At 46.7% G+C, this 24,415-nt stretch carries 21 protein-coding genes and 1 pseudogene; 21 read left to right on the forward strand and 1 reads right to left on the reverse strand.

Features of this window, described 5'->3' with window-relative positions; translation table 11 throughout:
• Window positions 1–613 precede the first annotated feature (613 nt).
• The 15 genes and pseudogenes from BO26_RS03015 (at window position 614) to BO26_RS03090 (ending at window position 18,066) form a co-directional block, all read left to right on the forward strand.
• A complete protein-coding gene (locus BO26_RS03015) occupies window positions 614–1,498 on the forward strand; it encodes a ParA family protein (RefSeq protein WP_036768637.1) in 885 nt (294 codons plus the stop codon).
• Complete coding sequence (dnaB-PI, locus tag BO26_RS03020) at window positions 1,491–2,870, forward strand: SPI-7-type island replicative DNA helicase (protein ID WP_051690850.1); 1,380 nt, start codon at window positions 1,491–1,493, stop codon at window positions 2,868–2,870. Before BO26_RS03015 ends, dnaB-PI begins: the two co-directional genes overlap by 8 nt.
• Window positions 2,867–4,606 carry a ParB family protein gene (locus tag BO26_RS03025; protein ID WP_036768639.1) on the forward strand — a complete coding sequence of 580 codons (1,740 nt, stop codon included), beginning with the start codon at window positions 2,867–2,869 and terminating at the stop codon, window positions 4,604–4,606. Before dnaB-PI ends, BO26_RS03025 begins: the two co-directional genes overlap by 4 nt.
• Window positions 4,599–4,850: a TraR/DksA C4-type zinc finger protein gene (locus BO26_RS03030; protein ID WP_036768640.1), complete on the forward strand. Its 252-nt coding sequence runs from the start codon at window positions 4,599–4,601 to the stop codon at window positions 4,848–4,850. The genes BO26_RS03025 and BO26_RS03030 overlap by 8 nt, the downstream gene beginning before the upstream one ends.
• 63 nt (window positions 4,851–4,913) lie before the next feature.
• A complete protein-coding gene (locus BO26_RS03035) occupies window positions 4,914–5,504 on the forward strand; it encodes a DUF2857 domain-containing protein (protein ID WP_036768642.1) in 591 nt (196 codons plus the stop codon).
• Window positions 5,501–5,761: a ParE family toxin-like protein gene (locus tag BO26_RS03040; RefSeq protein ID WP_036768643.1), complete on the forward strand. Its 261-nt coding sequence runs from the start codon at window positions 5,501–5,503 to the stop codon at window positions 5,759–5,761. Before BO26_RS03035 ends, BO26_RS03040 begins: the two co-directional genes overlap by 4 nt.
• Window positions 5,745–7,016, forward strand: a complete 1,272-nt coding sequence (locus BO26_RS03045; RefSeq protein WP_236637239.1) for an STY4528 family pathogenicity island replication protein — start codon at window positions 5,745–5,747, stop codon at window positions 7,014–7,016. The genes BO26_RS03040 and BO26_RS03045 overlap by 17 nt, the downstream gene beginning before the upstream one ends.
• A gap of 388 nt (window positions 7,017–7,404) precedes the next feature.
• A complete protein-coding gene (locus BO26_RS03050; protein ID WP_036768646.1) occupies window positions 7,405–8,103 on the forward strand; it encodes a PFL_4669 family integrating conjugative element protein in 699 nt (232 codons plus the stop codon).
• Window positions 8,104–8,106: 3 nt separating this feature from the next.
• Entirely contained in the window at window positions 8,107–10,137 is a 2,031-nt protein-coding gene (locus BO26_RS03055) for a DNA topoisomerase III (protein ID WP_036768648.1), read from the forward strand.
• A 656-nt stretch (window positions 10,138–10,793) separates the two neighbouring features.
• Window positions 10,794–11,252, forward strand: coding sequence for an STY4534 family ICE replication protein (locus BO26_RS03060; protein ID WP_036768649.1), 459 nt, complete (start codon window positions 10,794–10,796; stop codon window positions 11,250–11,252).
• A 73-nt stretch (window positions 11,253–11,325) separates the two neighbouring features.
• Window positions 11,326–11,796 carry a single-stranded DNA-binding protein gene (gene ssb / locus BO26_RS03065; RefSeq protein ID WP_036768650.1) on the forward strand — a complete coding sequence of 157 codons (471 nt, stop codon included), beginning with the start codon at window positions 11,326–11,328 and terminating at the stop codon, window positions 11,794–11,796.
• A 140-nt stretch (window positions 11,797–11,936) separates the two neighbouring features.
• Window positions 11,937–13,348, forward strand: a pseudogene (locus tag BO26_RS22630) (IS1182 family transposase).
• Window positions 13,349–13,451: 103 nt separating this feature from the next.
• Window positions 13,452–13,766: a hypothetical protein gene (locus tag BO26_RS03080; protein WP_201771237.1), complete on the forward strand. Its 315-nt coding sequence runs from the start codon at window positions 13,452–13,454 to the stop codon at window positions 13,764–13,766.
• 107 nt (window positions 13,767–13,873) lie between these two features.
• Entirely contained in the window at window positions 13,874–16,195 is a 2,322-nt protein-coding gene (locus BO26_RS03085; protein ID WP_036768654.1) for an AAA family ATPase, read from the forward strand.
• Entirely contained in the window at window positions 16,192–18,066 is a 1,875-nt protein-coding gene (locus BO26_RS03090) for a UvrD-helicase domain-containing protein (protein ID WP_036768655.1), read from the forward strand. The genes BO26_RS03085 and BO26_RS03090 overlap by 4 nt, the downstream gene beginning before the upstream one ends.
• Before the next feature lie 226 nt (window positions 18,067–18,292).
• Here BO26_RS03090 and BO26_RS03095 read toward each other — a convergent pair whose 3' ends face one another.
• Window positions 18,293–18,481 carry an addiction module antidote protein gene (locus BO26_RS03095; protein ID WP_201771238.1) on the reverse strand — a complete coding sequence of 63 codons (189 nt, stop codon included), beginning with the start codon at window positions 18,479–18,481 and terminating at the stop codon, window positions 18,293–18,295.
• Window positions 18,482–18,944: 463 nt separating this feature from the next.
• Here BO26_RS03095 and BO26_RS23025 point away from each other — a divergent pair, with 463 nt between their 5' ends.
• The 6 genes from BO26_RS23025 to pilP all read left to right on the forward strand — a co-directional run bounded on the left by BO26_RS23025 (window position 18,945) and on the right by pilP (window position 24,407).
• A complete protein-coding gene (locus tag BO26_RS23025) occupies window positions 18,945–19,235 on the forward strand; it encodes an Abi family protein (protein ID WP_036768656.1) in 291 nt (96 codons plus the stop codon).
• A 147-nt stretch (window positions 19,236–19,382) separates the two neighbouring features.
• Window positions 19,383–20,432, forward strand: coding sequence for a PFGI-1 class ICE element type IV pilus protein PilL2 (gene pilL2 / locus BO26_RS03105; protein ID WP_036768657.1), 1,050 nt, complete (start codon window positions 19,383–19,385; stop codon window positions 20,430–20,432).
• A 6-nt stretch (window positions 20,433–20,438) separates the two neighbouring features.
• A complete protein-coding gene (gene pilM, locus BO26_RS03110; protein WP_036768659.1) occupies window positions 20,439–20,876 on the forward strand; it encodes a type IV pilus biogenesis protein PilM in 438 nt (145 codons plus the stop codon).
• Between the two features lie 84 nt (window positions 20,877–20,960).
• A complete protein-coding gene (pilN, locus tag BO26_RS03115) occupies window positions 20,961–22,595 on the forward strand; it encodes a PilN family type IVB pilus formation outer membrane protein (protein WP_051690857.1) in 1,635 nt (544 codons plus the stop codon).
• 23 nt (window positions 22,596–22,618) lie between these two features.
• Window positions 22,619–23,935, forward strand: coding sequence for a type IV pilus inner membrane component PilO (pilO2, locus tag BO26_RS03120; protein ID WP_051690852.1), 1,317 nt, complete (start codon window positions 22,619–22,621; stop codon window positions 23,933–23,935).
• Entirely contained in the window at window positions 23,922–24,407 is a 486-nt protein-coding gene (gene pilP, locus BO26_RS03125; protein WP_051690853.1) for a type IV pilus biogenesis protein PilP, read from the forward strand. The genes pilO2 and pilP overlap by 14 nt, the downstream gene beginning before the upstream one ends.
• Window positions 24,408–24,415 lie beyond the last annotated feature (8 nt).

Raw genomic sequence — 24,415 nt, forward strand, 5'->3', positions numbered from 1 at the left:
ACAATGCTCTGCTGTTGAAGGGAACGCCATAGTAATTGACGTGCCCTTCTATCACTCGTTTCGGTAATGGCTATTCCTACAGCGACCGAACAAGGGGTTATCTGTCTGTGGGACCAGCAATAGGGAGGAAGAAGCCAAATAATCCCTTATTATTTAACATCAATCGGTACTGCATGTGCAGGCATAGTAGTTCTCCTTAAAAATTGGGGCGATAACTATGCTGACACAGGAGGTTATTACCCGATCTCGATGGATGTTATTGGGTGATCTCCGCGGATGAAAATACGCAACAGTTGCAATGGAACTTGTAAATATTGCGATCAAAAAAAACGGGACATCTGATTTCTCAGATACCCTGGATTTGGAATCCCCTTTTATTAACATCGAAATATTGCATGATTGAATAACACCATACGATGCATTTTCAGGTTCCGGTATCGAACGCTCGTTGAGTTTTCTCATCTCTCAACCAACGCACTTTGAATTGGTGCCCGGAGGCGGAATCGAACCACCGACACGAGGATTGAAAATCCTCTTGCTAAGATGTTGATGTTTTGTAACATAAAACTGACTTATCTGCATTCTTCGAATTACTTAAATTCGAGTGTGCAAAATGAAGATACTTCCCGTAATTTCGCCTAAAGGTGGCGAAGGTAAATCCACACATGCTGCCAACTTAGCCGGTTTTCTTGCTGATGCCGGATTCAAAACTCTCCTTCTTGACGCTGATTATTCTCAACCCACTTCAAGTAGTATTTTTGCACTTGAGTACGAAGCCCCAGCAGGTTTGTATGAGCTTCTTATGCAATCTGTTGATTTGGATCAGAAAGATCAGATCATTTCCCGTTCCGTTATAAACAATCTGGATGTCATCATTTCCAATGATCCCGATGAACTTCTGCCTACGGCCATGCTTCATGCACCTGATGGACGTTTGCGACTGAAGAATATATTGCAGCATCCTTTGTTCAGCCAGTATGACGCTATCATCATTGATTCCAAAGGGGCTACTGGCGTCATGGCGGAGCTGGTTGTGCTGACAGCCACTGAATTTGTATTGGGGGTGATTAAGCCCATTTTGCCGGATGTACGTGAATTTCTGCGGGGATCGTTGCGTATGTTGACGCGACTGCAACCGTTTGAAAATTATGGTATTCGATTACCTTTAATTCAGATACTGGCGAACAGCATTGAAGGCACTAATCTTGACCGCGATACGTTGAATGAACTGGCCCATATTATCGAGCATAAACGTTACGATACGTCCTCTCTCGGTGGGCGAAGAGTATATCAATTACTGAAAACCCGCATCGATCTGCTTGATATTTATAAGCTGGGTCACGTACGTGCCCAGCCTGTTCACCGTCTTGAATACAAAACCACTCGTAAAAGTCCCGCAGCCGCACAAACAATGTACTGTCTGGCTTGTGAGTTGTTCCCTGAGTGGCATGAACAGTTTGATGCACTGATTGCGAATAAGGGGGTGAAGAATGGGTGACCCTTTTCCTTTACCGGATGGTATTGAACAACCGTATTCTTGCGATGCTGAACAAGCCGTTCTTGGTGGGTTGATGCTGGATAATGATCGATGGGATGAAATCGTACCACTGATACATGCTGATGATTTTTTCCTGCCCGCTCATCGACGGATTTATGGCGCTGTCGCAACCATGTTTGCGGCCAATTTGCCTGTTGACGTACTAACGTTGTCTGAAATTTTAGAGCAAAAGGAGCAGCTAAAACAGGTTGGGGGATTTGCCTATTTAGCTGAACTTGGCAAAAACACACCGAGTACGGCAAACATTGTTGCTTATGCGGAAATTGTTCAGGCGAAAAGTCGCTTGCGTCAGTTGATTATGCTGGGAAGAGAGATGAGTGCTCAGGCTAGTCATCCTTGCGCTGAGTTTACTGACATTACCGAAATGGCTGAGCAGCGTTTATATACGCTGTCTGAGCAGAAAGCAGTGCACCAAGATATTAGCTTGAAAGAAGGGCTGGGCTTGCTGATTGAAAAATTAGGACAGGCTAATGGCGGTAATGGGATAACGGGTACTCCGACAGGCTTTAGTGAACTGGATACAAAAACCTGTGGTCTTCAGCCGGGTGACCTTATTCTGCTGGCCGGTCGGCCTTCTATGGGGAAAACCGCACTGGCACTGGCTTTCTGTCTGAGCGCACTGGAGAGTGCCCCTGATGCTGTTGCTCAGATTTTTAGTCTGGAAATGCCGATGGATCAATTATTGATGCGCATGGTGTCCATGTTAGAACGTGTTCCGCTTGAACGCCTGCGTAGTGGATTAATGGATGATGAAGATTGGGCACGGGTTAGCAGAGCAATGGAGACGCTAATTCAATGGGAAAATCGGCTGATAATTGATGACAGCAGTTATCAGACCCCGGCTTTATTACGCGCCCGTGCCCGCAGAAATGTGCGCAAATACGGTCGACCTTCATTGATTATGGTGGATTATCTGCAACTTATCCGAAGCCCGGAGCAGGAAAACCGAACCCAGGAAATTGCAGAAATTTCCCGTAGATTGAAAGCACTGGGTAAAGAATTGGGTTGCCCAGTACTTGCGCTTTCACAACTTAATCGTCAACTAGAGCAGCGTACAGATAAACGTCCTAATAACGGTGACTTACGGGAATCGGGGGCGCTAGAGCAAGATGCTGATCTGATCTTGTTTGTTTACCGGGATGAAGTGTATGACGCCAATACATCGGATATTGGGGTAGCTGAAATCATTATTGGTAAACATCGCCAAGGATCGATTGGAACAGTCAAGATCCAGTTTGATGGCACCTGTACCCGGTTTAGTGATCTTACAGAGAGGTATTATGATCTTGGTGCTGGAAGGGGAAATATATGAGTAAGCATAAAACCTCTCTAAGCGATGCAATACTTCAACGTGGCAAAACACCACAATCACTAACCAGTACTGTTGTTTTGCCTATGGCAGAAATGCCAATGGTATTAACGTTAGATGAATTACAGCCAAACCCGGATAATCCTCGCCTCAGCCGTAATCCCCGTTTTGACGATATTAAAGCTTCTGTTCGTGCCAGAGGACTGGATTCTGTACCGAAAGTGACGCGAGATCCGGAAGACGGTGGAAATGTTTACATTTTCAGTGATGGAGGCAATACCCGTTACCAAATCCTATGCGAATTATGGAAAGAAACGGGTGAGGAACGTTTTTTCCGAATCCCTTGTTTGTTTAAACCCTGGCCTGGTCGGTTGCAGTGTGTCATTGGGCATCTGGCAGAAAATGATGTTCGGGGGGATTTAACGTTTATAGAGAAAGCGCTTGGTGTTTTTAACGCAAGTTCTATGCATGAGAAATGTTTGGGAAGACCGATCTCACAACGAGAATTGACAGATTTATTAAAACAAGAAGGGTTTCCAATATCACAAACCAGCATTAGTCAGATGCATAACACGGTGCAATATTTATATCCTCATATGCCTAATTTGTTGATATCGGGTATGGGGCGTCCGCAAGCAGTAAACATATTGTCTTTACGAGTTGATGCTCAAAAAACCTGGAATAGTTTTTCTTCGGAGGCATCGTGTGGGAAGGACTTCGATTCAGTTTTTGGTGAGGTATGTCAGCGCTTTGATAATCCTGAACTCTATTCTTTTGACATGTTACGGGATGAACTGATTGGGGAATTAATAAAAGCTTTGCCACATCCTGCCCTTAATTATGATCGCTGGTTATTGGAGCTCGATCCTAAAGAGCGAAACCGTCGTCAGTTATTTGGTGAGCCCCCTCCTATTGCTGAACATTTGCGCGATGCGGATAGACAAGCCGCTGAAGTGCCTGAAAAGTCGGTACCTCTTGTGACTAAAAGCGCTGCCTGCGTTTCGGCAGTGGAACCTGAGTCACATGGGGATGTTATCGAATGTCAGGAAGGTAAAAAGACTGAGGAATATGAAGCTTGTCCGCCCAAACCGCCCAAAGTTGAAGTTCAGCTTGATGTGTATGAAACTCGGCCAACTTTATCCAGTGAGTTATCGACAATACAGGATAAGGAAGATATTGAGCCTTTAGTATCAGCACCTTTATCGCAGATAGTTCCCTCTACTTTAAGTGAATTGAATCACTGTCTTCCAACACCACCACAAACTTCATTATTAACAGAGCCTACGCCATATGATGGATTGAGTTTTGCACAAACTGGTCTGGAGCCAGTGAGTGATATCTGGTCTATCTCACCGGTACGAGATGATATTGAGCATTTACAAGATATGGCGTTTCGTTTGGCATTCGAGTTAGCCGAAGAGATGGGAGGAGCGGATGAGCTTGAGGAAGCTAAAGATACGGCCTGTGAAGTGGGTTATCGATTAGCTTATTCCCATACGGCATCACGTTTTGTACAGGTGCTGTTGTCGTTGACGGGGGAGAGTGACCATAACGGTGAATTGGCAGATACAGGTATAGGCATGTTGGGAGCCTGGTTTGTCGGGTCTGACAAGGACACTCCAGTATTGCCTGATGTCGCGGTAGTGAAATTTATGCGTCTTATTCGGGTGTTGCGCCGGTTACGTGAACTGCAACGTGAGTTGTCAGTCGTCTCAGCAGAGGGGAATTGCAATGTCTGATGATATTGATGACACGAGGGCTCAGGCTGTTACTACGATGTGGCTGGAAGAACAGATAGCTGTTGTACGGCGTGAGATGCATACCGGTAGGGTGTCACTGAAATATTGTGAAGGATGTGGTGATCGGATTGATGAGCAACGTCGGCAGATTTTGCCGGGGGTCCAGTTGTGTGTTGGATGTCAGGAAAATGCTGAGCATTGGGAACAGGTCAGACGTATTACCGGAGGTCATCGTGGTGGGTAAGTTCAGATCTTATGTGTTCCAATTTTGTTCAGACGTATCGTATTGCATTGAGAGAGGTGCCTTATGAGCCAGATATCCCAGGTAGCCAACGCCTTGTTAACTCAACTGGTCATGGAGTTGAAATCGGGTTATCTCCGTCGCTGTGAAGCACTGGGTTTGATGGACGAAGAAATGCGGATGTTACACAGTTTGACTGTGGAAGACTTGCATTATCTGATGAATAGCCCGGTGTCAGTCCTTACGCTTCGTATCCATCATGAAAATTTTGCGTTAATGCTGCAACAAGCCCGACGTGAACAAAAACGCCTGCAACGTCTTGACCGTGCACTGGTATTGGGCGGCTCAATTGAATTGATGCAGCACTACTTTGGGCTGACTTCGGTTGAAGTCAGCTCCCGTCGTCGTATGTTAGGGATTGAAGCTCGCCAGGGTCGATGCCTGATGCTGACAGATAAAGACAGTGCTGAGGTCTGGCGACTATGGAAAGCGAATGTCACTGATCTGGATAGTGCGGATGGACTGGATGTGATGATGCAGGCCGCTGAACAACTGGCAGTGTCACTGACGGCAGTCTGGAATGCTGTACGTGGCTGGATTGAAGACGAAAAGAACACAGTAAAACCTGAAGTTGGTCAGGGACGGCAAGACAGGTGAAAAAGACAGAGATCACTCAGGGGTTGCTGGCCCCCTGTTCTGTACCACTCGTCTATAGAAAGAAAGCGGTAGAACAATTGAAACGTTATCGACAGGGTAGCAAAAATTACACTCGGATCAGAGCGAAAGGCAAAGGCAGGGATGCCAATCATTTAAAAATTGACATTGGTCGGTTTTGGCGGCTGCTGAGTCGCAATGGGGGACAAGACTGGGAAATGATGACACATGAGCGGTACAACAATGAAATCTGGAAATAACGCACGGAAAGCCCCTTTGTCTCCCGATAGCTTGATTGCTTTTACGTTAGAGCAAATGAATGCACGACTGGCAGTTCAAGCTGAGGGTGATGAAAAAAAACAGTTGCGCAGTGGGTTGTTGTATCTGGGGAACGTGCATGATGCTATGCCCCGTCAGTTAATTCTGGATACCCGATTGTCTCCGCTCGATAAGATGGCCTGGATAATGATACGGCTGTATGCACAACAAAATGCAGGGGCAGTTTTCCCTACCTATGATGAACTGCAATTGCAGCTGGCTTCTCCACACAGTGGTAAAGCCTCCCGTGAAACCGTCAGCCGGGTATTGTTGATGTTGCGAATAACCGGCTGGCTAAGTTTGTGCAAACGCGTCAGGGATGAAAAGGGGCGTGTGAGAGGAAACATCTACGCCCAGCATGATGAGCCTCTGACATTTCATGATGCTGAAGCACTCGATCCGAGTTGGCTGGATACGGTGGGTGAGGCATGTCGTCACAAGAATCGTGCCATTAGTCAGACTGCCTGGGCGGTATTGATGGAAATTAAAGATGACCCAATGATGCGCCATCGCCGTTCCCGCATTGCGTTACTGGAAAATCGGTTAGGTCAGGTACAAACGCCGCAGCAAATGGCGGCGCTACAGGCTGCATGTTTACCGGGTTCGGAAACCGAACTTAATCAAAAAGGTCGGAACAGACCAGGTTCGGGATCCGAATTCAGTACAGGAACAGGAGATGATAACCCGAATTCGGAAACCGAACTCAGTCTAAAATCAACGAGTTACGACAGAGTTCGGCAACCGAACGGTTACGTACGTTATTTCACACACAGTGTGAATAAAAATACGTACGTAGCCCCATCGGATGGTGACAACCCGATTGTTGAGCATTTGTTGCCTGTAGCGTTACGAAATCAGCTCTCTGATGACGACATCAGAATGCTGACGGAACAACTCCAGGCATTACCGCTTGCTCAGCGGAATTTGGTGTTAGATAGCCTGCTTGCTCCATTGGAAAACGGTTCGTTAAAAAAACCAGTGGGTTACTTGTTGATACTGATGAAGCGTGCCAGGCTGGGGGAGTTGAGAAGCCCCGGTACAGCAAATCAGGGGGAAAACCCCGGCATGAAAAAGCCTGTGCCTGCCAGCGGTCAGAAAGACAGACCTTCTTTGCCAGATGTACAAAGAAAGGCCAATCCTGCCGTAATGAAAAAAGTGATTGCTGAAATCCGGCAGAATTTTATGAAGAATAAATAAGCGGATACGATATCCACCATATCACTATGAATATGCCGTAACAGTCATGCAGTGAAGGAATCGCGATTTTTCAAATTATGATTCGGCCAATAAATATTAATAAATTTCAATGGGATACTTTTTTGTGTTGTTGAGCACTGTGCTGGGAATACTTTCCAATATTATCGGATTGTTTGACAAAACGACGGACACGGCAATAGTTCTTTATTCAGGTGGTGATTAGAGTCTAATCATAGTTCGAAAAATATACAGTGATTAGAGTCTAATCATATGGCTATTAGATACCAATCATGTTTTTTGGGTGAGTAAAAAAGAGTTTTGAATTGTGGTCACAGCCTGATAACGCAACTATCTCAGCGATATCCTTATGTCACAGAGAGAATGTACCATGACTGAAACTAAAGAGGCACATGCTGTTCGCTCAGGCGCACTGCATTCCTCACTTACCATTGAGTTGCATACTCATTACGCTATCAGCCTGTGGAATGGTCGCCGGGATGAAAGCAGCAAAAAGAATAAACCGGTGATTATTAGCATGCCGCGATTTTTCTCACTAGCAGGTCGGATCAGTCAGGATTCCCTGATAGATAATCCGTATGCCGATATGGCGATGTTGGCACTGGAAACTAAGCTCGCTTCGGCTCATGACCAGATGCAGGCAGTGTTAGCGGAACTGGCGGCTACACTCTCGGGGGTACCTGCTCAGATCCATTTATCTGAGATTGCCTCTGTCGCCCCGCTCAATATTGGTGTCTACAGTCGCACTCCGTTGGGTTACCGCTGTGTCTGGCTATTAGTGGGTTATGATCAACTGGTGATGAAAGCCTTGCAGGCGCACCATTATGCGCTGATTTCCCGTCAACAGTGTGACGGGTTTTTAAAAAAAGGGGGGCACTGGGTACGCCAAATCTACGGTGCTGTCCAGCCGTACCGTAGTTTTGCTGTTACTCGTGACGATATCCTTTCCCAAACCCTTGTCGGCAGGGAAGCTATTACCCGTTTGGGGCTGCCGGATGAGGCGGTTATGCGGGGCGAAAAGCGTTCTATTTTTTCTCCTGCATTAAAAAGTACGGTAAAGCAGAAATAAGCGATGAAACTGTTTCTGTGTGAAAAACCGTCTCAGGGGCGGGATATTGCGGCGGTATTAGGTGCAACAAAGCGCGGGCAGGGATATTTAACGGGTCCGGGGGTGACAGTAACTTGGGCAATCGGACATTTACTGGAAACTGCTAGCCCAGAAGTTTACGGGGAGCAATATGGCGCTCCCTGGCGGGCGTCAGTGTTGCCGATATTGCCGGCCTCCTGGCAAATGGTGGTCAAAAAGGAGACAGCTGACCAGTTTACTGTTATCTGTCGTCTGCTGAAACAGGCAGACGAGGTGGTGATTGCCACTGATGCTGACAGGGAGGGAGAAGTGATTGCCCGGGAGTTACTGGATTATTGCCAGTTTCAGGGAAAAATATCCCGTTTGTGGTTGTCTGCTCTGGATGAGGTGAGTATTCGTGCGGCGCTTGCTAATATTTTGCCCGGTGAACAAACGGCATCATTGTATTTAGCGGGACTGGGACGAGCCAGAGCGGATTGGCTCATCGGCATGAATTTTACCCGACTCTATACCTTGAAAGCCCGTGAATGCGGATATAGTGACATTTTGTCTATTGGACGCGTTCAGACGCCCACTTTGGCACTGGTTGTCTTTCGAGATCAGGAGATTATCGCCTTTACGGCTAAACCTTATTGGCAGGTGGTGGCTAACCTTCAGCTTGACGGACGAATTTTCCGGGCGGATTGGGTACCCGCTGCGACCTATTGTGATGACGAAAAACGTTGTATTCATCAGAATGTGGCCCAGACAGTAGTTAAGTTATGCCAACAAGCTGGTACGGCTACGGTCCTGGAAATCAATACTAAACGGGAAAAGCATGCGGCTCCGCTGGCATTTGATTTAGGTGGCTTGCAGCAGATGTGTTCAAAAAAATGGGGTATGGGGGCTCAGCAAGTACTGAATATTGCTCAAAACTTGTATGAGACGTATAAGGCTATCACTTATCCCCGTACAGATTGTGGCTATTTGCCTACGGTTATGCAGGCGGAAATCCCTCAAGTATTGGATGCTGTGGTTAAAAGTGATCCGGCTATGCGGATTGTGGTGGATAGTCTGGACAGGACATTGATTTCGCGTATCTGGAATGACAAAAAAATTACGGCACACCACGGTATCATTCCAACAAAACAGCCCTGTGATATGAAGAAGATGACGGATGATGAGCGTAAAGTGTATCAGCTTATCCGTCAGCATTATTTGGTACAGTTCCTTCCTCTGCATGAAATGGATATAACTGAAGTGACTTTTGATATCGGTGGACAATTGTTTCGTACCCGGGGCAATGTAGTGATTGTTCCTGGCTGGAAAGTATTGTTTTCAGCGGGTAAAGGTGAATCGGCATCTATCGGGAAAGACGATTCTTTGGGAGAAAGTTTGCCGTCGATGGTCAAAGGCAGTCAATGTCAGGTTAATGAGGCTACTTTACGCATGTTGCAAACTCAGCCACCCGCTCACTTCACGGAGGGCACATTGATTGCAGCGATGAAAAATGCCGCTGCTTTTGTCAGTGACCCACAACTTAAGAAGGTATTGAAGGACAATGCCGGGCTGGGAACGGAGGCTACTCGGGCAGGGGTACTGGATACGTTGTTTAAACGGGGTTATCTGACGAAAAAGGGCAAGTATATCCACGCTACGCAGATTGCCAGCGAGTTGATAGCCGCGTTGCCTACCGCGTTGACCAACCCTGGATTGACTGCATTGTGGGAACAGGCGTTGGATGATATTGCTCAGAGACAGGCGGAGTTGCCGGATTTTATGGCTCGTCAGATACAATGGACCCAATATTTAGTGGAGCAGGTTCAGGCGCAGAAAGTCGTGATCACGCCGCCGCCTTCATTGCCTTGTCCGGTGTGTGGAGGCGTGACGCGTCAACGCCAGGGAAAAAACGGTGTTTTCTGGGGGTGTATAAAATACCCGGAATGCAGTGGGGTAGTCAGCACCGTCGATGGAAAAAGAAAAACCAGATCTACCCGGCATAAGAACGTACCGAAAAAACCGGCAATGACAGGGTGAGCTGATTTTTTGTTGTGTACCTAAGCTGAGATCTGGAAAGGTAAACTGGCTTTGATACATTGCACCCCACGATTGCGGTTTGACAGGCAAGTCGTGCATAGATTTTCTCTGTTGTCAGTCCGGTAAACGGCTTCCTTTGAAGGGTTGGTAAATAGCCGCGCTGGGATAGTTGAATGTCCCTGGAGTTTGTTGAGACTACTTAGCTTCCATCTTGTACCACATGTCAGTGCAGATTTCTCGCCGTCCTTTGGGCGGCGCTATTTTTTACCGCTTCCCAAAAATCATTTTCCTCGTTGACAGTCTGGCTTCCTGATTCAAAAATGCGTGGGATAACTTGTTGTCTTCGGACAATCGCCAATATTTCCGTAGTCTGAGAGGAATGCCTTTGGGTGACTGCTCTTAATGTCAGAAAGGTCTGAGACTGACGCTTTCGTGTGACCTGTCATAAAGCCATTGTAGCCTGAGAGATGGTGCCTGCGGGCGGTAAACCCGTTTATCCTTTGGAAACGGGTATCACTGATAACAGTGATGAAGGTGTATTTTTAACTTATCAGATAGCCGGTGTTTGACACTGGCTTCCCGACGGGAAACATCACTTCCCGTCGTGGTGATGTGTTCTCCGTCGTTTCTTTTTTTCACTTCATGGAGAGAACATCATGTCTGCAACTACCACTGAAAATAAATATTTCAACCTGAATATCAATGGATTGGGGTATCTCAGCAATGTCCGCAAGGTGAATGGTCCGAATGGCAGTTTTTTCAGCGCGGTCATCAATGCATTGAGTGGACCAACAGAGAATCCGTCTTACGTTCGCTTTGATGTCACGGTTGCCGGTAAGGAAAACAGTGACTTAATCAGCCGCTGTCAGAAAGCGGTTGATGAGGACAAAAAAGTCTTACTGGGTTTCACATTAAGTCAGCCGTCTACCGGGATTTTTACGTTGAACAAGGGTGAGCATGCCGGTGAACAGCGTGTCAGTTTAAGAGCGCGGTTGATTAAAATTGACTGGATCAAAATCGGGCAGGAGATGGTTTATAAAGCTGAAAAACCTGAATCCGTGCCGCCTGTACAGAATAAGTCTTCGCAAAAGCATTATGCAGAGAATTCATTTTGACTGCCCCTGAAGTCTCTCCGGAGTGCATTTTTTCGGGGAATTTTTTTCATCTACATTTTGAAAGGGAAGTTACATGGCTTCACGTGGCGTGAATAAAGTGATACTTATTGGACGATTGGGACAAGAACCAGAAGTGCGTTATCGGCCAGAGGGTGATGCAGTGGCGGTATTGTCACTGGCAACCTCGGAAACCTGGCGGGATAAACAAACCGGAGAGCAGAAAGAGCGTACCGAATGGCATCGGGTAGTCATTTTCGGCAAACTGGCTGAAATTGCTGGTGAATATCTGAGAAAAGGCAGCCAGGTGTATATTGAAGGTCAGTTGCGTACCCGTAAATGGTTTGACAAGACGAGTGGGCAAGATCGGTATAGCACGGAGGTGGTGATTAGTCAGCAAGGTACAATGCAGATGCTGGGTGGTCGCGGTCAAAGCGAACCTTCTCGTTCAAGTGACCGGGGACAACCACAACCTGTTTCGTCTTCTTCAGAACCGACTCGTAGAAATGAACCGCCAATCGATTTTGATGATTCGATCCCTTTTTAGAGTTCACCTAAGAGTGAAAGTGTAAAGAAATTAAACCAATGCCCTTATTTATAAGGGGCTCAGATTATTGACAAAGTGCTGGTTTTTTATCCGGCACTTTGTTTTAATTAAGTTCCGTTCACCAAACGGAGCTTGCCGCTATGTTAAGAACTTCCCTTCCCCAGACTTTCCCGCCAGAAACGCTCTCGCTTGATGAGCTGGTGCCCAAAAATCATCTGGTCCGTAAAATCGATGCCGCCATTGATTTCGAATTTATTCGCGAATGAGTCGCGTCTTTGTATTGCCACAATAATGGCCAACCAGTCATCGATCTGGTCAGGCTGATTAAAATGATGTTACTCGGCTACTTACTTTGGGCTCCTCAGTGAACGCCGTTTGGTACAGGGAATTCAGGTGAATGTGGCTTACCGCTGGTTTCTGCGCTTCGGATTGACTGAGAAGGTTCCGGATGCTTCAACCCTGAGTCAGAATCGCCGCCGTTGTTTCAATCATACTGCCGTCTTCCAGCGGATTTTTAACCACATTGTCTAACAGGCGATGACCAAAGGATTGGTCGGCGGGTGGGTACTCTATACTGACAGCACTCACCTGAAAGCCAGCGTCAATTCGCATAAATCCAGGAGCGAACAACGTGCTGTGCCCCCTGGTGCCTATTTTGACGCACTGGATAAAGCCGTCAATGAAGACCGGGCCGTGGCCGGAAAAAAGTCTGAAGCCAGCCCATAAGGAACGGCAGAGAAAGACGAAGGTCAGTCCCCCCGATCTGGAAAGCGGATTTATGCACCGGACCAACAAACCCAGGGGATTCTTTTATCTTGACCACCGTAGTGTGGATGGGTAAGTCGGCATCATCACCGATACCTACGCCACACCGGGCAATGTCCCACGGCAGCCAACCCTTTATTGAACGCTTGGCGCGTCAGCTCAAGCGATTCTCTTTAAATCCCCTCGCGGTCGGGCTGGATGCGAGCTATTTTACGGCCCCGATTTGTTACTTAACGGAACAGTTAGGCGTCATTCCGATAATCGGTTACCGCCGCCAGAATAAGGGGCCAAACGTCTTCCAGAAGAAGCATTTTACCTATGATAAGCCACAGGACTGTTATGTGTGTCCCTAGGGCGAAAAGTTGATTTATAAAACGACCAGCAGGGAGGGATACCGGTATTATCAAGCTGCGACAGATATCTGCCAGTATTGCCCGAAACGTGCGTCCTGTACGTAGGCCAAAGGGGGCAAAACGATCACCTGTCATGTCTGGGAGGACAGTAAGGAGCAGACTAGGAAAAACCGGCTAACGTCATGGGTAAAAAGACCTACCAACGGCGAAAGGAGATGATAGAACGCAGTTTTGCGGATGCGAAGCAGCATCATGGGTACCGTTATGCCCGTTTTCGGGGGGGGCTGAAAGTGAAAATACAGTGTCTTTTGGCGGCAACGGCTCAAAATATCAAGAAGATAGCATTGCTGGTCGCAATGCTATGTTGTTTTTATCTCTGGAGGACGCGCAGAGTCAATGCAGTAGGAGCCAAAATACCCTCTGCCGGGCGATAAAACCGGATAAATGAGGAAAATGGGTGGCATGATCCTTCATCATGAAAGAAACAAACCTCGTGATTTTCAGCGAGGTTTGTCAGCGGTCTGAGAACTTTCACATGTGAAAGTTCGTGTGATGGTCATGCCTAGGAGGAAAGTAAATGGGCGAACTTTGGAGCAGATCATAGCTTCTCAACTACCTGAACTTGTAAAGTCAGCAAGTAGCAAGGTATCTCATCAGTTACTTCAAATTCAGCTTGCGGAGCTATCTTCCCGTTTAGGGTATGAAGAAGATACGGAAATTGATGATGAAAATTCAAGTATCTTATTGAATTTAAATGGATTTGTAGAAGGGGTGGGCGGTAAGCTTCGACTTTTTGTGGACTTACCGGATGGTACGCACCACGGGTTCAAGCTATGGATTCTAAGACTTTAAGACATTTCAAATAAGCCTTACGTTAGGATGACTTAGGGCAATAAATAAAGTAATTTTAGTAATGATAAATTGAAATCAAAAATAAAAATTAGCAAGGAGGGTTAGAGTTGAAAATAGCCCGTATTGACATACAAAATTTTCGAAAACTACAATCCTGTCGTGTAGAGCTTGCTGGGAAAAGTACGGTTTTCGTCGGCGCTAATAACAGTGGTAAAACGTCTGCTATGGACGCGCTGATCATGTTTTTGAAAAAGGCAAAGCGCAAAGAGCTTTCAACCACCGATATTACTTTATCCAATTGGGCAACCATCAATTCGGTCGGCACTGGCTGGATTAGTGAAAGTGAAAAACAAGCCCCAGTCCCGGATCTGACTTTGGATACATGGCGTACACAATTCCCTTCGATTGATGTGTGGTTAGAGGTGGATGAGTTACAAATACACTACGTCAGCCACATTTTGCCCACCTTGGATTGGGATGGCGGCTTGCTGGGTGTCAGGTTAATTTTAGAACCGAAAAACCTTGAATTACTATACAAAGCTTATATCAACGCTTACTCTGCAGCTAGGGAAACTATATCTGCTCACAAGATAGAAGCAGATGAAACAACTGGATCACCACTGGTATTATGGCCAACTTCAATGCGTGATTTTCTGGATAGAAAGCTTCAGGAATTTTTTGCAATTAGCGCTTATGTGCTAGATCCAGCTTTAGCCGACAACGAACAACCTCAGGCTTTTACAGAATTCATGGAGGCAATTGATGGTGACCCGTTTGATGGCCTATTTAAGATTGACATCATTAACGCGCAGCGTGGTTTTTCAGACTCAAATGCCGGTGAAGGCGCGGCAAATACTGATCGGCGCTTGTCTGCTCAGTTAAGGAATTACTTTGATAAGCACCTCGACCCTAGCGAGCTTCCTGATGTGAGCGATCTGGATGCACTTGAAGCAATGGAAAGTGCCCGAACAGTATTTGATCAAAAATTGAAGACCAGTTTCAGTGCCGCTATTGGTGAGTTGGAAGGGCTTAATTATCCTGGGTTTAGCGACCCACAAATTTTACTGTCAAGCAAAGTGAATCCATTAGAAGGACTGAATCATGACTCGGCAGTACAGTTTAAAGTCATTCGCAGTGAAGACCCTTCAGGTGATGCTTTTTGCCTGCCCGAAAAATACAACGGATTAGGTTATCAAAATCTGATTTCGATGATTTTTAATCTGATTCGCTTTCGTGATGAATGGATGCGTGTTGGCAAGGTTAGCAAAAGAGAAAAAAGCAATAATAGGCCTATAGAGCCTCTGCACTTAATGCTAATTGAAGAGCCAGAAGCTCATTTACATGCGCAGGTGCAACAAGTCTTTATCAAGAAAGCTTTCAGTGTGCTGCGTAATCATCCTGATCTGGAAGAAAAACAGCAGTTTGCTACTCAGATGATCGTTAGTACGCATTCTAGCCATATAGCACACGAAACAGATTTTACCGGACTGCGTTATTTCCGTAGGAAACCATTGGTTAATGAACTTGAAGTGCCAAATGCATGTATCGTTAATATGTCTACCACTTTTGGAGCAGATAGAAAAAAGACTAAAGGTGAAATAGCCCAAGAAACACAAGAGCAAGAGAGAATCGCAACAGCACAATTTGCAACGCGTTATTTAAAAACGACACATTGCGATCTGTTTTTTGCTGATGTTGCTATTTTGGTTGAAGGTCCCGCTGAGCGGATGTTGGTACCTCACTTTATTCGAAACCATTATCCAGATTTAGATAGAAGTTATATTTCTATTCTGGAAATTGGTGGTAGTCATGCGCACAGATTACGTCCACTTATCGAAGCCTTAGGAATACCTACGCTGGTAATTACCGACCTCGATTCAATTCAGGCTGAGTCAACAAGTAAAGCTCGTCCGGTAATGGGTCAGGGCCTCAAAACGGGGAACGATACATTAAAAACTTGGGCACCAGGAAAAACATTATTAGACGAGGTATTGAGGGCTGAGTTTGAACAGAAGACAGCGAGCAACGGAAAGGTCAGAGTTGTTTACCCTTGCACTGTATCAATTCAGTTTAAAGATGAGAAAGACGTACCGGATCAACCAGAGCCGGAATCAGCGATCCCTTATACCTTTGAGGATGCACTGGTTTTAGCTAACTTGTCAGTATTTAGAAAGATGACTGATAAAACCGGTCTTATCAAAAAAATGGTTGAAGCCGTTAATCAATCAATGCTTGATACAGCCTGTCACTCCATGTTTTGTGCACTAGATAAGAACGCCAAGAAAGCTGAAATGGCACTGGATCTATTGTATTCGGTTGAACTAAGCACTTTTAAAGCTCCGCACTATATTGCTGAGGGGCTCAATTGGCTGGAAAAAGAGTTGATCAATAGCTCTCCGCTTGCGGCAAAGTCGGAGGCAAAGGAATGACAGAGGTGATTGATACTAAGACAGTTGACGATGAGATCTATGGCTGTCTAGATCTAGATAATCCAAAAAGCTTCTTTTTGTTTGCCGGGGCTGGTTCGGGCAAAACTCGCTCTTTAGTCGAAGTACTTAAGCGATTTCGTGAACATAATATCCATCGCTTGCGAGTAAAAGCACAACAAGTAGCAATCATTACTTATACCAACGCCGCTTGTGATGAAATTAAACGCCGCTTGGAGTTCGATTTTGCCTTTAGCGTCTCGACCATTCATAGTTTTGCTTGGGAGCTAATCAAGCCGCATCAGCATGATATTAGAGAGTCGCTTAGAGTCAGACTTCAATCAGACATTGTCGAACTTGAGGAAGCACAGCGTAAAGGTAGAGCAGGCACAAAAGCGGCCGAAGATAGACCAAAGCAGATTGCGGCCAAACTAAAGCGGCTGGAGTCACTAAGCAACATTAGGAAGTTTACTTACAATCCTAATGGTGAAAATTTGGGCAAGGATTCACTTAACCATGCCGAAGTGATCGGCATAACCGCTGAATTGCTGACCAGCCGTCCATTGTTGCAGCAAATTCTTACACGCAAATTCCCGGTTTTGCTTGTAGATGAAAGTCAGGACACGAAAAAAGAGCTAATTGATGCTTTGTTTGTAGTTCAGAGCTTACATCAGGACAAGTTCTCGTTAGGTCTGTTCGGCGACATCATGCAGCGGATTTATAACGATGGAAAAGAAGACCTAGGTCTAGCTCCATTGCCGGATGGTTGGCTTACTCCAAAAAAGGAATATAACCATAGATGTCCTCGTCGAGTTGTGAAACTCATCAATAAAATTCGAGCCGAGGTCGATCAAAACTTACAGCAATCCGCTAAGCTAGAGGAAGGCTTCGTTAGACTATTTATTGCGGATACATCTGATGGGATAGACAAAGAGGCTTATGAGCGCTTTGTTTGTCAAAAAATGGCAGAGATTACAGCTGATGACTTGTGGATAGCAGAGAAAAAACACAATAAAACACTAACCTTAGAACATCACATGGCGGCACAACGAGGGGGCTTTGCAAGCTTTTTCAATTCTCTCTATGAAGTCGATAAGCTTAGAACCGGTTTGCTTGATGGAACCCATGCTGGCATTACTTTTTTTTCAGAGAGAGTACTTCCACTTATCAAGAGTTTGGACGTAGGTAACCACTTCGCTGTTTCTAGAATCGTTAATAAGTATTCGCCACTTATTTCTAAAGAATGTATTGAACAAAGTGCTGAGCCTAAGGCGGAGTTAGCAAAAGCTAAGGATGCTGTCGATGCTCTTTATGTTCTATGGCGTGATGACGCAGATCCCTCTCTAATCAACATCCTTAAAGAAGTTCAGCGCACTCGTTTGTTCAATGTCCCTGATGTTCTCACATTGATTGCTGAGAGGCAGGATAGGAACTATGAAAAAGCAGAAGATGATAATGATCGAGATCCCGTTGTTGACGCTTGGGATACCGCGTTGATGTCTCGCTTTAGTGAGTTTAAGGAATACGTTGCGTACATATCTGATGAATCTAGGTTCGGTACTCATCAAGGCATTAAAGGGCTCGAATTTCCAAGGGTAATAGTCATTCTAGATGACGAAGAAGCTCGTGGCTTTTTGTTCAGTTATGATAAATTGTTTGGAGCTAAACCCCCAACCGCAACAGACATACGTAACCAGAAGGAAGGCAAAGAAACTAGTATTGATCGCACTAGACGACTGTTTTATGTGACTTGTAGTCGAGCGGAAAAAAGTTTAGCGATAGTTGCTTACACAAACGAGCCTAATAAAGTAAAAACGAATATTATGAGTCAAAATTGGTTTGAGGAACATGAAATTATATCCTGTCAAATATAACTTAATGTGTATTAGTCGCGACTAATACATTTTATGTCCTGTCGTTTTCATTTATCTACTTCCATCAAGAATTGGTCCAATTGTTGGAGGAAAATAAAGTTTTATCCTATTGAGTGTGCGTTGTCGGTGTTCTAATGGGTTGCATAGTAAAACGTTAGTCCCAAGGCGTTAGCAACCTTTGTGATTGTAGTAAAATGTAGGTTTCTCTCGCCAGAAAGGGCCTTTCTCAGGTCATTCCAACATTTCTCGCTAGTTGGCTGATGTTACGGGCTCGTGCTATGTCACCTAAAGCAGCCACAATAAGGGAAGGATCACCATCTTCCATCACGGCCTCCAGGTACGCCGTAATATCTTCCTCTGTTTGGAGGTAATCAGCGGTATCGTAGCGGCTGAACTTTACTTTTTGGTTTTTCATTGGTTACTTCTTCATGGCGTGGCAATGGCTTTTGCCAATTCAATATCGAGGGATTGGCTGTTTTTGTCTCCACCGCACTGTGTTGTGGTTTAATTTCTAGGATACTTCAAAAGCCCGGTTACTTACAGATACCGAGAATAACCCTATGCGAATCTGACAAAAGTATCAAAATGCGTTGACAAAATCTACGCCAGGCGTAGTATCAACTTTACCAACGCTCGCAATGTTCCCTAGGGGATGTTAGCGGGCTTTTTTTGCCTCTTTTTCTTCTTCAGGAATGACGGCTAATCATGCCTTATACCCTCTATCCAAAGCCGTATCGCTCACCGGGGAGCTTGTTGCCGATTTACAGGTTAAGCATCTTTAGCTTCAGAATACCGCCGATGCAGAACGAATTCTTAGTCAGATAAGCTATCACCACTTCAAAATTTACCTGCATCTGTTCCTCAATCCGGCCAGTAGCATGCTGCAAAAATTAGCGGCTGAATTTGGTGCGCGAAAATTTTCAACTTTGTCTAACTGGGTCACCGTGTTGCATGATGTTCGCAACAAGTGTGCCCATCATAGCCGCCTTTGGAACGTCAACCTGTCTGCACCAAAAGATATGAATCAGATGATCAAAACGCTCGGTATTACCGGCTTGGACTTTTTTGACACGATTGATGATCTGATACAGCGATACCCGGCGATTCAACCTTACCTGCGTAGCTCTGGGTTTGCTCATAACTGGCGGGCAGATCCGTTCTGGCATTAACTTTTCACTCTGACAAATTGACTCATCTGACGCACTGACTTCGATTGGTGCGTTTTTTTTGATTTTGCAAAAAGAGTTCTACGTTGAGCTCAGTCCCGGATCCCCGCACAGTAAGCCGCATTTAAGATCACCTGCACGGGAATGCGCATGAAAAACCCTGTTTTTTTCTCACTCAGTTGGTTGTCCGTCATGGTATTGGCTGGGTGTGCCGGACAAACTCAGGAGACTACTGCGTCCGGTGTAAGTTTTCACCGTTCTCATCAGGCACGTCCCGCCGTATCCGACATATATTCTTTAACGCCAGAAGTTACACGCCATGATCGCTATACCTTGGTGAGTGTAGGCAGCCAGGCTGCGCAACGTGAACCCCTCAATCAAATCATCAATATCACCATGCCAGTCCCGTTGGTACACCGCATTGGTGATGGATTGCGTTATTTGCTATTTGGAACCGGTTATTCGCTGTGTGATACCGCCGCAGCCCATTTCGTTAAATTGATAGACAGGCCATTACCGGCTATTCAACGCAAAATTGGGCCGATACGGCTCAGTGAAGCGTTGCAGATTGTTGTCGGGCCAGCATGGCGTATCCGGGTAGATGAGGTGAATCGTGAAGTGTGTTTTGTTTTACGTGATGAATATCGTCAATTTTCCGAGATAACGGTTGGCCGGATGACACCGCCAAAAATGCAGGTACCGTTGCAGAGATCTTCTTCACCGGCGTTATCGGCACCTACATTGCCCAACAGCACATTAGTCGCTCCGTTACCAGCGAAGCCCCTGATAGCTGAAAGACCAAAAACAGATACCCTTCAATCTCCTGTGGCAGGAGGAAAACCCACAACCATTTCCTCAGTATCACCTACTCAGCCCGTTAAATCCTTACTCAGCGGCAGTACACCAGTGGCAACGGTACCGATAGGCAACATCTGGCGTGCGGAAACAGGAACTACTTTGCGTGGAACGTTGGAGCGGTGGGCTAATACAACGGATTGCCCGGTAGGAGGACATTGGGTAGTGGTGTGGTCGTCACCGACGGATTACCGCATTGATGCACCGCTGACGTTTAAAGGCAATTTTGAGTTCTTGTTGGTACAAGTGTTTGATCTTTACCGACAGGCCGAGAAGCCGTTGTTTGCCGAAGTCAGTCGTCTTCAGTGCCTGATTTCAGTCAGTGATAAACCCGTGACCCGGTAAGCCGTGATGGGGTACGTCATCAGTGCGTTTGCGTTGGTTTTTCTGCTGATTGCAGGGGGTATACAGCTGCGACAGGCAGAACAATTGCATATCGATCGTGACAACGCAAGGGCTCGAATACTGGCAGATCAAATGTTGCTGTTAGCCAGTGCCATTAATCACTGGCGTGGTGGCCATACATCTAAAAATGGCACGGTGGATCTCCGTAAGCTCATTCTGCCTTTTCAGCCTGATGCCCGTATCCGGCATGTTATCAGTCAAGGCCGGCTTTGGGTGTGGATGCCGGAAATACCCGGTCTTGTCACCGCTCTGCGCGAACGCACTAAGGGGTCCATGTTGATTGGTGAAGTCCGGCAGGGACGGTTGTATGGCTTATCTGGCCAAGAGATAGGATTCACTCTTCCTGACGGGATTAGCGATGATGATGTGGTGTATTTCAACTGAAAAAACGGACAGGATGTGATGAAAAATAAACGGTGTTCACTCAGGCTTTGTACTTGCCTTGCTCCACTGGCGGCGGTAACAGGCATGGCGCTGATGTCTGGTTGTACCTTGCCGGCAATGGATAATATGGCGCGTGAAGCCAGTGTGCAAAGTCGGGTAGCACAACAGCATTTGCATCAACAGCATAGCTTGAAACAACCGGTGGTAACCTGGGTAGATAAACCCTGGGTGAATCTGAAACCGGTAGTTCAGCCTGTCGCATCGGTAAAGTTACCTTCCTGTCAGATAACGATTAACAGTAAAGTTGGGCTGACATTACCGGAACTGGGACAACGCATTACCCAACTTTGTGGTATTCGGGTCACGGTAACACCCGATGTTTTATCACGAGCATCAACCACTGCGAGTGGGTTGACGCGCCAGATGAATGGGGTATTACCACCACCTGATGATAAGGGACGTATGCCATTGGATTGGCTGGGTGATCGAGATATACACTCAATTAACGCTGATGAGCGTCGAGAGCCAGAAGTCCTCACGGGTCTCAATTGGCAAGGGGAGCTGACGGGGCTTTTAGACAATATTGCCAGCCGGTTAGGGATTGCATGGAAGATGGATAATAGGGCCGTCGTGTTTTATCGGTTCGAAACCCGGACATTTCAGTTGAATGTTCTCAACACCCGTACCAGTAGTAATGCCAGTGTTGCATCAGGGTCAACCAGTAGTATGGGGACATCCGGGGGCAGTGGTAATGTCAACAATTCTGTCTCTGGGGAGGCCAGCTCTTCACAGAAAACGACGGTTGATCTGAACAGTGATTTATACGAAGACATCCGTAAGACAGTCGAGAATATGTTGACGCCCGAACGGGGTCGGTTCTGGTTGTCAAGCTCCAGTGGAACGCTGATGGTAACAGACACGCCGGCGGTACTGGATTCGGTATCCCGTTATGTGGAAGAGCAAAATACTGTTCTTAACCGTCAGGTTTTGTTGAATGTTCAGGTGCTGAGTGTCAGCACTACCCGTAAAGAGCAAATGGGGTTGGACTGGGGATTAGTTTATAACTCATTGCATAATTTGGGGGCTACGTTATCTGGCAGTTTTAGCGGTATGGGCAGTGGGGCAACGTCTGCGGGCGTCAGTATTCTGGAAAGTGCCACAGGGAAGGCGGCAAAACTCTCCGGTTCCAGCCTGCTGATAAAGGCGTTGAGCGAGCAAGGTAATGTCAGTGTGGTGACCTCTCAAGGAAGTGCGACCACTAATTTGACCCCCATTCCGATACAGATGGCTGATCAGACGGTGTATGTGGCTCAAAGCAGTACAACAACGGCTACGGATGTGGGAGCCACCACGGCTCTGACGCCCGGGATGATCACTACCGGGTTTAATATGACTTTGTTGCCGTTGATACAGCGCAATGGGGATGTTCAGTTACAAGTGGCTTTTAACCTGTCTGATCCGCCGACTATCCGTTCATTCACATCTAAAGAAGGCAATTCTTATATCGAGATGCCGTATACCCGGCTGCGTTCACTGAGCCAGAAAGTGAATTTACGTGCCGGGCAGGCGCTGGTGCTCACCGGATTTGAACAGGCTGATACTCGGGTGACTAAGGCGGGAACCTTTACACCGGGAAATTTCCTGCTTGGGGGAGGACAGTCCGGAGAGAATCAGCGCAGCACGTTGGTTATTTTAATCACCCCCGTATTACTGGATTGAGGAATGAAAGGCTGCATGAATCAATGAACAGCATCGATTTAGAAATACCCGGTGAGATACCCGAAGTCACGGTTGTAAAGGCCGATCGCCATTGTTGGATCGGTGGCCTGCGTTGGTCACCGTACGTGAAAGTAAAACGGGGACCCCGCAGAAGGCAACGTGTTCGTCCGGTAGCCAGTCGATCTCAATACACCGATGTACATCTGGTTGTGGGCAATCGTTCGGGGAGACGTCAGCAGACTGCTCGTATGATGGGGACGGGAATAATCAGGAAATTGTATTGCCGTCACACACCGTATTCTTTAGCCATCGCTTTTTTATCGCATTCTGGCCCAAACGGGTACGGGATCTATGATTTGGGCGAAGGGCAATGGTTATTTTTGGCAACACAGAATGGTTTGCCGTCCGTGATGGCCGATATTGTCGGAACCCGCGAGAGTGTCAATGCAGCACTGTCCCGTTTTTTAACGTTTAACCCGGCTCCAGATAAAAGCTGGCGGGTGGTATCTGACCCTGATAATCCGGCCCACTGGCGCTCAATAATTTCTGCTTTGTCGGCTCATCAGTATCGGATGTGTCGCCTGCAACGGCGGTGGCGGACACCATTATTGTTGATGGCCGTATTTATCATGTTGTTAATAGTCGTAGGAGTGTTGTTGCAGTCAGGAAAATCTCCCGATGAGAGATTACCGATGACTGAAACCGTTCAAGTCAGGGCGTCACGATTGTTTGAAGAAACGCCAAAACCTGTTGACTTACCGCATCCGTGGGCTGATAAGCCGTTGTTACCTGCGTTTTTGGCACGTTGTGTCATGACCAGTCGGACGATCCCGGTGTTATTGGCGGGTTGGCGCTTGACGGCAGTTTCATGCCGAAAAGATGGCGTCCGCCTTCACTACGAGATTATGCCTGGCGGTACAGCAGCGCATTTTGTTCAACGTGTACAGAGTGTATTTAATCAGTCACCGGTTTTTGACCTGGTTCAGGGCGCAAAAGAAGGCCGGGTATTCCTGCCGTGGAAACCTTTGCCGGTTCGCAATGAAGCGGTGCCTGCTGTTTCAGTACAGTTGATGAAGATGGTGTCGAATTTCCAGCAATGGCAGATACCCCTGACGTTAAATGAACTCACTCCTGCATCGGCATTACCGGGAGACGGGCAATCTATACCTTCCCAGGATTGGCGAGAATACCTCTTCAGCTTCAGTAGTCGGGTGATGCCAGCATGGCTATTTGCTGAACTGGATGATACAGGACTGCGACTGAACAGCCTCACGTTTACCCTGACCTCACAGGGACAGTTAACCTATCAGACTGAGGGATACATTTATGCCCAGAAATAATACTGCCTTGTGTATCAGTGTGTTAAGTGGGCTAATTTTTATCAGTTCACCCGTATGGGCAACAGAGGATAGCGCTCTTTCGGTAATAGGGATTGCAGAGGCATCTGCGGGTGTGACTGTGGGACAGTTAGAGCATTTACACGCGAAAAATCTGCTGCTGGAAGCAGAATTGCAGCGGGCTAAATTACAACGCCAACTGACAGAAAGCCAGCCTTTGGGGTTGACGGGCAATAATAATATCGATCTGCCGGTGACCGTATCGCCTGTGATGACAGCGGGACAACCTGTGACCCGTCCGGTGGTTCAGGAGATTTATGGTCGGGGACATGCATTGCGGGCAAGAGTAAGCCTGCCGGGCCGCGGTGTGATGGAGTTAGCTGTCGGTGACGCAGTGCCTGGCACTCAATTCAAAGTTAAGGGGATCACGCTTTCTGCGGTCACGCTAAGTGATGGTTCGGTACTCACGTTCTGAGAGAAGAC

Source organism: Photorhabdus australis DSM 17609 (genome assembly GCF_000711895.1).
GTDB classification, from domain to species: domain Bacteria; phylum Pseudomonadota; class Gammaproteobacteria; order Enterobacterales; family Enterobacteriaceae; genus Photorhabdus; species Photorhabdus australis.